The organism is Acidocella sp., assembly GCF_050253495.1.
Taxonomy (GTDB): domain Bacteria; phylum Pseudomonadota; class Alphaproteobacteria; order Acetobacterales; family Acetobacteraceae; genus Acidocella.
In genome coordinates this window covers 114,955-127,005 of sequence record NZ_JBFWIX010000002.1, presented here as the reverse complement: position 1 = coordinate 127,005, position 12,051 = coordinate 114,955, and the positions used below count along the sequence as shown (strand labels likewise).

General features: G+C 63.9%; 14 protein-coding genes. 4 read left to right on the top strand and 10 right to left on the bottom strand.

The features are described from left to right. Positions 1-98 precede the first annotated feature (98 nt). Both dapB and AB7D48_RS02750 read right to left on the bottom strand, forming a co-directional pair. Positions 99-860, bottom strand: a complete 762-nt coding sequence (dapB, locus tag AB7D48_RS02755; protein WP_427975786.1) for a 4-hydroxy-tetrahydrodipicolinate reductase — start codon at positions 858-860, stop codon at positions 99-101. Between the two features lie 5 nt (positions 861-865). Continuing rightward, on the bottom strand, positions 866-2,500 hold the full coding sequence (locus tag AB7D48_RS02750) for an electron transfer flavoprotein-ubiquinone oxidoreductase (RefSeq protein ID WP_427975785.1): 1,635 nt from the start codon (positions 2,498-2,500) through the stop codon (positions 866-868). Positions 2,501-2,603: 103 nt separating this feature from the next. Here AB7D48_RS02750 and AB7D48_RS02745 point away from each other — a divergent pair, with 103 nt between their 5' ends. The 4 genes from AB7D48_RS02745 (at position 2,604) to AB7D48_RS02730 (ending at position 7,059) form a co-directional block, all read left to right on the top strand. Next, on the top strand, positions 2,604-3,407 hold the full coding sequence (locus AB7D48_RS02745; protein WP_427975784.1) for a uracil-DNA glycosylase: 804 nt from the start codon (positions 2,604-2,606) through the stop codon (positions 3,405-3,407). 219 nt (positions 3,408-3,626) lie between these two features. Next, positions 3,627-5,231, top strand: coding sequence for a transglycosylase SLT domain-containing protein (locus AB7D48_RS02740; protein WP_427975783.1), 1,605 nt, complete (start codon positions 3,627-3,629; stop codon positions 5,229-5,231). Beyond that, complete coding sequence (gene moaB / locus AB7D48_RS02735; RefSeq protein ID WP_427975782.1) at positions 5,228-5,779, top strand: molybdenum cofactor biosynthesis protein B; 552 nt, start codon at positions 5,228-5,230, stop codon at positions 5,777-5,779. The genes AB7D48_RS02740 and moaB overlap by 4 nt, the downstream gene beginning before the upstream one ends. Positions 5,780-5,955: 176 nt before the next feature. Continuing rightward, positions 5,956-7,059 (top strand): PA0069 family radical SAM protein, encoded by a 1,104-nt coding sequence (locus AB7D48_RS02730; protein ID WP_427975781.1) that lies wholly within the window; start codon positions 5,956-5,958, stop codon positions 7,057-7,059. A gap of 148 nt (positions 7,060-7,207) precedes the next feature. On the opposite strand, the gene AB7D48_RS02725 is transcribed toward AB7D48_RS02730, so the two are convergent. The 8 genes from AB7D48_RS02725 to rpmH form a co-directional block, all read right to left on the bottom strand. Further along, positions 7,208-7,510, bottom strand: coding sequence for an antibiotic biosynthesis monooxygenase family protein (locus tag AB7D48_RS02725; protein ID WP_427975780.1), 303 nt, complete (start codon positions 7,508-7,510; stop codon positions 7,208-7,210). 1 nt (position 7,511) lies between these two features. Continuing rightward, a complete protein-coding gene (gene arsC, locus AB7D48_RS02720; protein ID WP_427975779.1) occupies positions 7,512-7,850 on the bottom strand; it encodes an arsenate reductase (glutaredoxin) in 339 nt (112 codons plus the stop codon). 100 nt (positions 7,851-7,950) lie between these two features. Next, on the bottom strand, positions 7,951-8,844 hold the full coding sequence (argB, locus tag AB7D48_RS02715; RefSeq protein WP_427975778.1) for an acetylglutamate kinase: 894 nt from the start codon (positions 8,842-8,844) through the stop codon (positions 7,951-7,953). A 7-nt stretch (positions 8,845-8,851) separates the two neighbouring features. Further along, the gene (yihA, locus tag AB7D48_RS02710; RefSeq protein WP_427975777.1) at positions 8,852-9,553 is read right to left on the bottom strand and encodes a ribosome biogenesis GTP-binding protein YihA/YsxC; all 702 of its coding nucleotides are present in this window, start codon (positions 9,551-9,553) and stop codon (positions 8,852-8,854) included. Next, a complete protein-coding gene (yidC, locus tag AB7D48_RS02705; RefSeq protein WP_427975776.1) occupies positions 9,496-11,247 on the bottom strand; it encodes a membrane protein insertase YidC in 1,752 nt (583 codons plus the stop codon). Before yidC ends, yihA begins: the two co-directional genes overlap by 58 nt. Before the next feature lie 5 nt (positions 11,248-11,252). After that, complete coding sequence (gene yidD, locus AB7D48_RS02700; protein ID WP_427975775.1) at positions 11,253-11,486, bottom strand: membrane protein insertion efficiency factor YidD; 234 nt, start codon at positions 11,484-11,486, stop codon at positions 11,253-11,255. Next, positions 11,483-11,830, bottom strand: a complete 348-nt coding sequence (rnpA, locus tag AB7D48_RS02695; RefSeq protein ID WP_427975774.1) for a ribonuclease P protein component — start codon at positions 11,828-11,830, stop codon at positions 11,483-11,485. The genes yidD and rnpA overlap by 4 nt, the downstream gene beginning before the upstream one ends. A gap of 29 nt (positions 11,831-11,859) precedes the next feature. After that, positions 11,860-11,994, bottom strand: coding sequence for a 50S ribosomal protein L34 (gene rpmH / locus AB7D48_RS02690; protein WP_284259385.1), 135 nt, complete (start codon positions 11,992-11,994; stop codon positions 11,860-11,862). Positions 11,995-12,051: the final 57 nt, after the last annotated feature.

The following is a 12,051-nucleotide window of genomic DNA, read 5'->3' as shown; positions in this document are numbered from 1 at the left end:
GGCCCCCGACCTGTTGTTTTCCAAAAAATCCGCGAAATCACAGCTTTCTTGCAAAACCGTCGGCGGCTGAAACCCATTTGTCCACAGGCCAGCGGCCTCTACAGCTTCAAAAAATCCTTCATGCCATACAGCCCTGCCGGTTGCGCATGCAGCCACAACGCCGCGCGCACGGCACCCGAGGCAAACACCCGCCGGTCGAAGGCATGATGGGTGAGGCTGATCTGCTCGTCCCCCGCCGTGAACATCAGCGTATGCGAGCCCACGACCTGACCGCCGCGCAGCGTGGCGAAACCGATCTCGCCATCCTTGCGCGGGCCGGTATGGCCGTCCCGGCCGGAGACGATCACATCGGCGAGTTCCACACCCCGCCCCGCCGCCACCGCACGGCCGATGGCGAGCGCGGTACCGGATGGCGCATCCACCTTCTGGCGGTGATGCATCTCCACGATCTCGGCGTCATATTGCGAGGCGGGCAGCACCGCCCCCAGCTTCTTGGCCAGCAGCAGCACCAGATTCACGCCCGTGCAGAAATTCGGCGCCGCGATGACGGGAATAATGCCCGCCGCCGCCTGAATCGCCGCCTCATCCTCCACGTCATAGCCGGTGGTGCCCAGCACCCAGGGCGTTTCGGTCTCGGCCAGGGCCTTGGCATGGGCCCGCACCGTGCTGGCATGGGTGAAATCGATCACCACATCCGACTCCCGGGCCAACGCCACGATGTCCGGAAAATGCGCCGCCCCCGCCGGCCCGGCGCCGGAACGGCTGGTGCCACCGGACAGCGTGGCCGCGGCGGCGGCCTCCTGCGCCAGATAAATCCCCATCCGGCCGGAAATGCCGGCAATGCCGATGCGTAAACTCATGAGGCCTACATTCCGCCCGGATAATTCGGCCCGCCGGCACCTTCCGGCACCACCCAGTTGATGTTCTGGGTCGGGTCCTTGATGTCGCAGGTTTTGCAATGCACGCAGTTCTGCGCGTTGATCTGCAGGCGCGGCTCGTTCTCCTCCGCACCAACGATTTCATACACACCCGCCGGACAATAGCGTGTCTCGGGGCTGGCATACTCCTTGTAATTCACCGTGATCGCAATGGCCGGGTCCAGCAATTGCAAATGCGCGGGCTGGTTTTCCTCATGGTTGGTATTGGACAGGAAAACCGAAGACAACCGGTCGAAGGTCAGCTTGCCATCGGGCTTGGGATATTCGATGGGCGTGCAATCCTTCGCCTTCCTCAGCGAGGTGTTGTCGGCATGATTCTTCAGCGTCCAAGGCGCCTTGCCCTTGAAGACATAGCTCTCCAGCGCCGCGTTCACGAGACCGCCGTAAAAACCGAATTTGGCGAAACCGGGACGGATATTGCGCACCGCGTGCAATTCCGGCCACACCCAGCTTTCCTTCAGCTTGTCGGGATAGGCGTTCAGCACATCCGGCTTGTCGCCCGCGATCGCCTCGGCGATCGCCTCGGCGGCGACCATGGCGGATTTCATCGCCGTATGGGTGCCCTTGATCTTCGGCACGTTGAGCGTGCCCGCCGCGCAGCCGATCAGCACGCCACCGGGAAACGCCAGCTTCGGCAGGGACTGAAACCCGCCTTCATTGATGGCGCGCGCGCCATAGGAAATGCGCTTGGCCCCCTCGAAGGTCGGCGCGATGGCCGGATGCGTCTTGAAGCGCTGGAATTCCTGGAAGGGCGAGAGATAGGGGTTGGCATAATCCAGCCCCACCACGAACCCGACCGACACGAGATTCTCGCCGAAATGATAGAGGAAGGATCCCCCATAGGTATCGGTGGAAAGCGGCCAGCCAATGCTGTGCTGGGTCAGGCCCTTGCGGAACTTCTCCGGCTTGATCTCCCACAGCTCCTTGATGCCGATGCCATAGGTCTGCGGGTCCACGCCCTCGCGCAGGCTGAATTCCTTCATGAGCTGCTTGGAGAGCGAGCCCCGGCAGCCCTCGGCGAAAATGGTGTAGGTGGCGCGCAGCTCCATGCCGCGGGCATAATTGTCGGTCGGCTCGCCATCCTTGCCGATCCCCATGTCGCCGGTGGCGATGCCGACCACGCGGCCAGCCTCGATCAGCGCCTCGGCGGCGGCGAAACCAGGATAGATCTCCACCCCCAGCTCCTCAGCCTGCTGGCCCAGCCAGCGCACCACATTGCCGAGCGAGACGATGTAATTGCCCTCGTTATGCATCTGCGGCGGGGTGGGCAGCTTGCGCGCCCCGGTGGGGGTGAGCATCACGAACTCATCGGCCGTGACGGGCGTGGCAAGCGGGATCAAGCCGGGATCAACATCCGGAATCAGCTCCTTTAGCGCGCGCGGCTCCAGCACGGCACCGGAGAGAATATGCGCGCCGACCTCGGACCCTTTTTCCACGACGCAAACAGATAGCTCGGGATTGAGTTGCTTCAGGCGAATCGCCGCCGCGAGCCCGCCAGGCCCGGCGCCAACGACCACCACATCGAACTCCATTGCCTCGCGCGGCAGCGCCTCATCCGACATTGTTGCGTCCCTTTATTGTACCACGGTCCCGACGGTCTAATGATAAACCTACCCGCGAGTAAAGGGCTGGCGGGCCAGCCCGCCGCAAGATAATGAATTGGCCATGGAGCTTATGGACGCGCTGAGGCTGCAATGGGAATGGGGCGCCGACGAGGCCTTGCTGGACACCCCCCAGGATCGCCGCCACGCCGCGCCGGCGCCATTGAGTTTTCCCGCGCCAGCCGCCGATGCTCCAGCCAAGCGCCCCACCCAACGCCCCGCGCCGCCGCGCCGCGCCGCCGCGCCCTCCCTCGCCGGCCCCGAGGAAGCCGCCCGCTTGGCCGCGAGCTGCGCCACGCTGGAGGAGCTGGCGGCTTGCATGCGCGGCTTCACCGGTTGCGCGCTGCGCGACACCGCGACACAGCTCGTCTTCGCCGATGGCGCGGCGGATGCGCGGCTGGTCATCATCGGCGAGGCCCCGGGCGGCGAGGAAGACCGGACAGGCAAGCCCTTTGTCGGCCCCGCCGGACAATTGCTGGACAAAATGCTGGCCTCCATCGGGATGGACCGCGGCAAGGCGCGAATCATCAACAGCGTGCCCTGGCGCCCGCCGGGCAACCGCACACCGACGGAAGCCGAGATCGCGCTCTGCCTGCCGTTTCTGCACCGGCAAATCGCGTTGATCGCCCCGCGCGTGCTGCTCACGCTGGGGGCCGTGGCGGCCAAGGCCTTGCTCGGCGCGGACGCGCAAGGCGGGATCAGGCGGCTGCGCGGTAAATGGCGCCAGGCGCATATCGAGGGGCTGCCAACCTCCCTGCCCTGCCTGCCCAGCTACCATCCCGCTTATCTGCTCCGCACGCCGCTGGCCAAGCGCGAAGCCTGGGAGGACTTTCTCAGCCTGCGCGCATGGCTGGAAACACGAGGCTGATTAACGTAATTTTCATTGCCTTATTTTAAAATAATCTCTGGAATCGCAAGCCGAACTATGGCAGAAATGTGTTCAGCGGAAAGCGTCGCCTTGCCACATCATGGCGGGTGCCGCCTTTAAGGCTTGCGTCGGCGCCAAGACCTGTGTAGGTCCACCGGCATGCGAGGAGCCATAAAACCGCTCTCCCGCCTGAACATGACCAGAACGGCGATTGCCGCCATGTCTGTTTTCGCCTTTAGCTGCATGGGTTTCGTGCAGGCAAAGGCGGAGTCCCCCAATGTGGGACAAGGCCCGGGAACGACGACGCCCCCCACACAGCCGACAGACGGCATCAACGGGGAATCTGTAGCCTATGCCGTGCCGCGAAATGCCCCTTCCGGCAATGTCGAGGTCGTGCTGCCGCAACCGCTGACCCCCAGCGATGTGGCATTCTATCAACGCGCCCTGCAATTGCAGCAGGAGGGGAATTTCAGCGCCTCGGACAAGATGCTGGCCCGCGTGTCGGACACCGGCCTGGTCGGCGCGGTTCTGGCCAAGCGCTATCTGAGCGACAATTACGTCACCAAACCCGCCGAGCTGACCGCCTGGTGGGCAAAATACGCCAATCAGCCCGCGGCACCCGCCATCTATGCGCTGATGCGCCACAAGCTGCCCCGCGCGCGGATGCCGGCCGCCCCCCACCCCGAATTGCTGCCGGAAGAAACGCTGGCCTATCGCGGCGCGGCGCGGCCTTCCTCCGCGCCGGATGGCGCAAGCTGGCGCCGCCTTTTCACAGCCGGGCTGGATGCCTGGAAACAGAACGATCTGCATGAGGCGGCGGATGATTTCCGCAAATCGGCGCAGCTTGGCGGCATTTCCGACGATGACCGGGCCGCCAGCGAGTTCTGGGCCGCGCGCGCGGCCCTGCGCCAGCAGCAGCCCGACCAGTATTTGGACTGGCTGCATGAAGCGTCCTGGGCCAGCGGCACGTTCTATGGCATGCTGGCCGGGCGCCTGCTCGGCCAGGGCATGGGCCCCACCGGCATCTCCGCGACCCTAACCGAAGCCGATGTCACCGCCGTGGATTCCCTGCCCGACGGGCATCTGGCCTTCGAGCTGCTACAGGTCGGGCTGGACGATCAGGCCGAGATCGCCTTGCGCTCGCTCTGGCCGCAAATCAAAACCACGCCCGGGCTCGGCCGCTCGGTAATGGCCGTGGCCGCGCGGGCCGGGCTGGTGAATGTGACCATCGCCATCGCCGGCACCTTGCCGGACCCGGCCAATGAGATCGCCGGAACCAAGCTGCCCTTGCCCGCCTTGCATCCACAAGGCGGCTTTAGCGTCGATCCGGCGTTGATCTACGCCCTGGCGCGCACCGAATCCGGCTTCGATGCGCAGGCGCGCTCACGCGTCGGGGCGCGCGGCCTGATGCAGCTCATGCCGCAAACCGCCGCCACCATGCAGCGCTTCGAAGGCATCACCGGCTCCATCACCAACCCCTCGACCAATCTGGCCCTTGGGCAGGCCTATCTGAAATATCTGGCCAAGCAGCCCGGCATCGACAATAACCTGCTCGCCATCCTGGCGAGCTATAATGCCGGCCCTGGCGCGGCGGCGGCCTGGTACAGCAAAATCGGGGATCATTCCGACCCCCTGCTGTTCATCGAGAGCATCCCGAACGATCAGACCCGTCATTTCGTGCACCAGGTCCTGGCCGATAGCTGGATTTATGCCGAGGAAATCGGGTTGAAGCCACGCAGCCTGGATGAGCTGGCGGAAGGCGATTTTCCGGTGCTGCGCGCCAGGCCGCGCGCCACGGCGGTTGAAACCGCCGACGCGCAATGAACCGGATCGACGAAAGCCGGGCCTTCATCCCGGTGCGCATCGCCATCGCCACCATCTCCGACACCCGGACCCTGGCCAATGACAGCTCCGGCGACGCCCTGGCGGCGCGGATCGCCGAGGCCGGGCACGAGCTGGCGGACCGGGCCATCGTCAAGGACGATGCCGACCGCATCGAAGCCTTGCTGCGCGGCTGGATCGCCGAGCCGACGGTGGATGTCGTCATCACCACCGGCGGCACCGGCGTCACCGGCCGGGATGTAACACCGGAAGCCTTTCAACGCGTGCTGGACAAGGTGATCGAAGGATTTGGCGAGCTGTTTCGCATGCTCTCCTACGCCAAGATCGGCACCTCCACCATGCAGTCGCGCGCCCTGGGCGGAGTGGCCAACGGCACCTACCTCTTCGCCCTGCCCGGCTCCACCGGGGCCGTGAAGGATGGCTGGGACGATATTCTGCGCTTTCAGCTCGATGCCCGGCACCGCCCCTGCAATCTGGTGGAGCTGATGCCCCGGCTGAAGGAACATCTGTCCGGCCGGAACATGGGCTGAAACACGCCCAGCCCGCCAACCAGACTTAGTTTATCTCCCACCGTTAACCGCCTCGCCCCCGGGTGAGCCGGTTTTTCATGCCTCCACGCAAAACTCCACACAGAACGTTCTTATTTTGTTCTTGACTTGTGGTTCTGGAATGACCTTAATCAAGGCCAGAACGGAGCATGAACATTATGTCTGTTTCCCGCGTGCATATCAAGCAGGATACCGTTCCCGGTGCCCTCAAGGGTCGCGGAACAAGCCAGACCCCGGCCAATCGCTTCGAGGTGGCGCGGCTGGAGGCGTTCGACGATGGTTGGCGGCGCGATGAGGACACCTCCAAGCCCCAGACCACGCTGATCCGCGATGCCACGCGGAGCATCATCGCCCGTAACGACAGCCCCGATCTGGCCTTCGAGACCAGCGTGAATCCCTACCGGGGCTGCGAGCATGGCTGCATCTATTGCTTCGCGCGGCCCAGCCACGCTTATCTCGGCTTTTCCGCCGGGTTGGACTTCGAAACCAAGATCGTCTTCAAGCCCGAGGCCCCGCGCCTGCTGGAAAAGGAACTCTCCCGTTCCGGCTACAAGCCCGCCGTGATCGTGCTCGGCTCCAATACCGACCCTTATCAGCCCGTGGAGCGCACCCTTTCCCTCACCCGCTCGATTCTGGAGGTTCTGGAGCGCTTCAACAACCCTGTCGGCATCGTCACAAAATCCGCCGGCGTGGTGCGCGACAAGGATATTCTCGGTCGCATGGCCGCGAAAAATCTGGCGAAGGTGCATCTGTCCATCACCACGCTCGACCCGGCCCTGGCCCGCGCGATGGAACCGCGCGCCGCCTCCCCGGCCCGGCGGCTATCGGCGATCCGCGAACTGGCGCAGGCCGGGATTCCCGTGGGGGTCATGGCTTCCCCCATGATCCCCGGCCTCAACGATGCCGAGATGGAGCGCATCCTCGGCGAGGCCGCGAAGGCCGGCGCCAACAGCGCCTACACAACCATGCTGCGCTTGCCGCACGAGTTGGGCGCCCTGTTCACGGACTGGCTGGAAAAATATCTGCCCGAACGCGCCGCACATGTGCTGAGCCTGATCCGCCAGAGCCGCGCCGGACAACTCAATGAGTCGCAATTCCACGCAAGATTCATGGGAACTGGCCCTTATGCCGGGATGATGCGGCAACGCTTCGTCCGCGCCGTGCAGCATCTTGGTTTGGATGAAACCGGCTCACAGCTTGACATTTCTCAATTCCACATTCCCGGCCCGGCTCCGGCCAGCCCGCAAATGAACCTGTTTTAGAAAAGGAACCTCACCATGGCATGGCTGTTTTGTGTCAATCCCAGCATCGTCATAGGTCTCGCCTCCGCGCTGGGCTGCCTGTATTTCCTGCTCATCTGCGCGGAGGAAGTCCGCGCATTGCTGGCCTACCGGCGCCGCGCGGCCTGTGTCATCGCCGAACCTCTGGCCAGGCATAGGCGCGTGAAATTTCCGCGATTTCCACGCGATAGGACTCATACCATCTTTGCCGCCCGTGGCTTTGCGCCAACAGATGCTCGGCTTGCCTCTTCCAGGCCGTGATCGCGGCGAGGTCAGGCCAGTAAGACAACGCCACCTCCTCCTCCCCTTCCGTCACCGCGTGAAATTCCACGCAGCCGAACTCCCGTAGGGCCAGTTCACGCAACCGGGCGGCCATCCTGGCGTAATCCTCATCCAGCCGCGCGATGCGGGCCCTGAAGATCACCACGAACATGTTACAGCAATTCGCGCGCCAGCTCGGCGGGGCGGCAAACCCTGGCACCTTTTGGCGTCACCACCACGGGCCGGTTGAACAGAATGGGGTGTTGAGCGATCGCATCCAAAATCGTCTCGGCGGCGGCCCCTTTCAGCCCCAGCTCCGCGGCCAGGGGTTCCTTTTCGCGCAGAAGCCGCGCGGCACCACCCAGCCTGCCCGCGAGATCCGCAAGCGCCGCGCGGGAAAGCGGCGTTTTCAGATATTCGACAATCTCCGGCTCAACGCCGGCTTCGCGCAGAATTTGCAGCACGCTGCGCGACGTGCCGCATTTTGGATTATGATAGATTGTCGTTGTCATCGCCCTTCCCGTCCTTTCTTGTTGGCCTAGCCGACAATCCAGACATCCGGCCGGGCCGCGAGGCGGCTTGATCAGAGGGGCACGCCCCCATGAAAACCGGTCATTTATGAATCATCGTGCCGATGCCATGCTCGGTGAACAATTCCAGCAACAACGCATGCGGCACGGTGCCATCCAGAATGGTCGCCCCCTTCACCCCCTGCGTCACCGCTTCCATGCATGTCTCCACTTTCGGGATCATACCGCCTGAAATCGTTCCATCCGCGATCAGCGCCCGGATCTGCGGAAGGGAAAGATCGCTGAGCAATTGCCGGCTCTTATCCAGAACCCCCGCCACATCGGTCAGCATCAGCAGGCGCTGCGCGTTCAGCGCCCCCGCGATGGCGCCAGCCACCGTATCGGCGTTGATGTTATAGGTCTGCCCATCCTCGCCAGCCCCCACCGGGGCAATCACCGGAATCAGCCCGGCGCCGGTCAGCGCATGAATCACACGTGTGTCGATAAACACCGGCTCGCCCACATAACCGAGATCCAGCGCCTGCTCGATCATCGAATCGGTGTCCTTATAGGTGCGGCGCAGCTTGCGCGCGCGGATCAGCCCGCCATCCTTGCCCGAGATGCCCACCGCCAGCGCACCGGCGGCATTGATCAGCCCGGCCACCTGTTTATTGACGGAACCGGCCAGCACCATCTCCACCACCTCGACCATGGCGGCATCCGTCACGCGCAACCCCTGCACGAAGCTGGATTGAATGTTGAGGCGCTTGAGCATCGCGTTGATCTGCGGCCCGCCGCCATGCACCACCACGGGGTTGATGCCAACCTGCTTCAGCAGCGCGATGTCACGGCCGAATTCATTGGCGAGCGACCCGTCCATGGCATGGCCGCCATATTTCACCACGATCGTGGCCCCGGCATAGCGGCGCAGATAAGGCAGCACCTTGGTGACGATGTGCGCGTCCCGGGTGGCGTCGTTCAGTTCTTCGCTGTTCATCTGCACCTCACTCAACGAATTCGGCGATGGCGGCCCGCAATTCCTCGATCCCGACCCCGCCCGCGCTGGAGGTGGTCATGACCCGGTTCATGGCCGCCGGATGCCGCGCCGCCAGCGCCAGCACCTCTTCCTGTTTGCGTTTCAGCGCGCCGGGTTTGACCGCATCCGCCTTGGTCAACACGATCTGGAAGGAAACAGCCGACTGGTCGAGCAGTTCCATCACCGTGAGGTCCGAAACCTTCACCTCCACCCGCGCGTCCAACAGCAGAAAGACGCGGCGCAGATTGGGCCGGCCCCGCAAATAATCCAGCATCAGCCCCTGCCAGTCCCGCTTGATCTCCTTCGGCGCCTCGGCATAGCCGTAGCCTGGCATATCCACCAGCACCACCGGCCCCGCCTGGCATTCGAAGAAATTGAGCTGGCGCGTGCGCCCGGGCTGATGCGAGACGCGGGCCAGCGCCTTGCGCCCGGTGATCGCGTTGATCAGCGAGGATTTGCCGACATTGGAACGTCCCGCCAGGGCGATCTCATTGCCGCGCGGTTCTGGAAGATGCTCCAGCGCCTGCGCGGCATAAAAGAACTCGCAAGGCGAGGCGAAAAGTTTCCGCCCCGCCTCGATCTGTTCCGGCGCCGGGCCGTTGCCCGCGAAATTCAGCCCTTCGCCGGGACTGCCTGCTTGGGCGCCATCGCCCTGCGCATGATCAGCCATTGCTGCCCCACGGAAAGAATATTGTTCCACGCCCAGTATAGGACCAGCCCCGCCGGAGAGCGCGCCAACATGAAGGTAAAAATAATCGGCATGAGCTGGAACATGCGCTGCTGCGCCGGATCAGCCGGGGCCGGATTGAGCTTCTGCTGCAAATACATGGTGAAGCCCATGATGATCGGCAGCAGGCCGATATGCAGCATGGGGCTGATCGCGGTCGGATCGAACGGAATCAAGCCGAAAAGATTGAAGAGATTCGTCGGGTCCGGCACGGAAAGATCGTGGATCCAGCCATAGAACGGCGCCTGACGCATCTCGATGGTGATGAAGATCACCTTGTAGAGCGAGAAGAACACCGGGATCTGCAACAGCATCGGCAAGCAGCCCGAGGCCGGGTTGATCTTCTCGGTCTTATACAGCTCCATGGTCGCCTGCTGGAGCTTGGTATTGTCACCTTTATACTGCTCCTTCAGCGCCGCGATCTTGGGCTGCAACGCCTTCATCTTCCCCATCGAACGATAGGAATAGCTCGCCAGCGGGAAAAAGAGCAGCTTCACGCCGACAGTGAAGATCATGATGGCCAGGCCGAAATTACCGGTCAGCGTGTTCAGCCAGTCCAGCGCGAAGAAGATCGGCTTGGTCAGGAAATAGAGATGGCCGAAATCCACCGCCTTGTAGAAATTCGGGATATGATAAATCTGCTGGTAATAATCCAGGATCTTCACCACCTTGGCGCCGGTGAAGAGATGGCTGGTGAAACCCGCCTGGCCATCCGCCGGAACCGTGACCGGCTTGTCGGTGATGAAGCTGGTCTGATACGCGCCGCCATCGCCATCTTGGACCTTGCCGTAGCTCATCGTGGCATGCATCTGCGCCCCTTGCTCGGGCGCCACGGCGGCCAGCCAGTATTTGTCGGTGATGCCGCTCCAGCCACCGGGGCCGGAGCTGGAATAAGCGACACCGCCCGGGGCCTTCTCGCCGTCATCCTTCAGCGTCCCATAGCCTTCCTGCTTCAGCGTGCCGTTGAATACGCCCAACGGCCCCTCGAACAGCACCCAGCTGGATTCTTCCTCCTTGGGCTTGTAGTCGCGCACGACCCGCGACCAGGGGTAAAGCGCGACCGGCGCCGCGCCGTGATTCACCACGTTCTGGGTCACGGTGAACATATATTTATCGTCGATCTTCAGGATGAGCTGGAAGATCAGCCCCTGCCCATTATCCCAGGAAAGCGTGACCGGGGTCCCTGGCGTCAGTTCCTGCGCGCTGGGGGTCCAGACGCTCTGATCGTCCGGCACCTTCACGCCCGCGGGCGCTGTCCATCCGAACTGGGCATAAGACGGCGTATCCCCGCCGCGCCGGCCCATGATCTGCACCAGCGGCGATGTCTTGGCGATGGTCTCGTGATAATCCTTCAGCACCACATCGTCGAACACCGCGCCGGTCAGGCTGATGCTGCCCTTGAGCATCGGCGCGTCGACCGTCAGGCGCGGTCCGTTGACGCCAGCCCCGCTCGCGGTTGCGGGCGCGCCGGCGGTCATGGCGGTTTGCGCCCCCGCGCCGGCCGGTTTCGTGTCCTGCTGGGCCGTTTTCACCGGGCTGGGCGCCGGGTGCGGCAGGAATTTTTCCTGCAGCACGGTAAAGATGGCCAGAATGCCGAAAGACAAGGCAAGGGCTAGGATCAGGCGCTTCGAGTCCATCAGATTCAGCTATCCTTGGGAGTGGGGACCGGGTCGTATCCACCGGGGTTGAAAGGGTGGCAGCGCAATATGCGCCGGGCCGCGAGCAGGCTGCCCCGCGCGGCGCCGTGGCAAGCCAGGGCCTCGCGCGCATAGGCGCTGCAGGAAGGGTAAAAACGGCAATTGGCGCCAATCACGGGGCGCAGCGTGAGTTCATAGACGCGCACGGCGCCGGACAGCATGAGGGCCGCCGGGCTCATGCCAGCACCTCGTCCAGCGCCCGGGCCAGATTGCCGGTCAGGCGGGAAAACGCGATGTCGCCCGTTTCCCGCCGCGCGATCAGCACCAGCTCGACGCCCCGCAGCTCCCGCCCGGCCAGAACCAACCGCGCCGCCTCGCGCAGCCGCCGCTTGGCGCGGTTGCGTGAGACGGCGTTGCCGATCTTCTTGGTGGCCGTATAGCCGACACGCGGCATCTCGTCCCGGCCATCCTGGACAGCCTGGAGCACGAAGCCATGTTTGGCGACTTTTTTCCCCCGCGCGGCCAGGCGCAAAAACTCTGCGCGCCGGGTCAACCGGGCGGGCGGTGTCTGGGCGTTGGCCATGAGCGTCTGCCGGCGCGCGGGGCGCGCGATCAGGCGGAGAGCTTGGCGCGGCCCTTGGCGCGGCGGTTGGCGATCACCTTGCGGCCGCCAACAGTCGCCATGCGGGCACGGAACCCGTGCCGGCGCTTGCGGACGAGCTTGGAAGGTTGATAGGTCCGTTTCACGGCATTCTACTCCGGCAAAAGACAAATAAATCTATTCGCCGGACCGTCCCCGGTCTG

Bases quoted from the DNA above. Each gene is read 5' to 3' on its own strand.
- AB7D48_RS02750 (WP_427975785.1), bottom strand. From the start codon at position 2,500: ATGTCGGATGAGGCGCTGCCGCGCGAGGCAATGGAGTTCGATGTGGTG.
- argB (WP_427975778.1), bottom strand. From the start codon at position 8,844: ATGAACAGCGAAGAACTGAACGACGCCACCCGGGACGCGCACATCGTC.
- AB7D48_RS02745 (WP_427975784.1), top strand. From the start codon at position 2,604: ATGGAGCTTATGGACGCGCTGAGGCTGCAATGGGAATGGGGCGCCGAC.
- AB7D48_RS02725 (WP_427975780.1), bottom strand. From the start codon at position 7,510: ATGTTCGTGGTGATCTTCAGGGCCCGCATCGCGCGGCTGGATGAGGAT.
- yidC (WP_427975776.1), bottom strand. From the start codon at position 11,247: ATGGACTCGAAGCGCCTGATCCTAGCCCTTGCCTTGTCTTTCGGCATT.
- rnpA (WP_427975774.1), bottom strand. From the start codon at position 11,830: ATGGCCAACGCCCAGACACCGCCCGCCCGGTTGACCCGGCGCGCAGAG.
- yidD (WP_427975775.1), bottom strand. From the start codon at position 11,486: ATGAGCCCGGCGGCCCTCATGCTGTCCGGCGCCGTGCGCGTCTATGAA.
- AB7D48_RS02740 (WP_427975783.1), top strand. From the start codon at position 3,627: ATGTCTGTTTTCGCCTTTAGCTGCATGGGTTTCGTGCAGGCAAAGGCG.
- moaB (WP_427975782.1), top strand. From the start codon at position 5,228: ATGAACCGGATCGACGAAAGCCGGGCCTTCATCCCGGTGCGCATCGCC.
- dapB (WP_427975786.1), bottom strand. From the start codon at position 860: ATGAGTTTACGCATCGGCATTGCCGGCATTTCCGGCCGGATGGGGATT.
- yihA (WP_427975777.1), bottom strand. From the start codon at position 9,553: ATGGCTGATCATGCGCAGGGCGATGGCGCCCAAGCAGGCAGTCCCGGC.
- AB7D48_RS02730 (WP_427975781.1), top strand. From the start codon at position 5,956: ATGTCTGTTTCCCGCGTGCATATCAAGCAGGATACCGTTCCCGGTGCC.
- arsC (WP_427975779.1), bottom strand. From the start codon at position 7,850: ATGACAACGACAATCTATCATAATCCAAAATGCGGCACGTCGCGCAGC.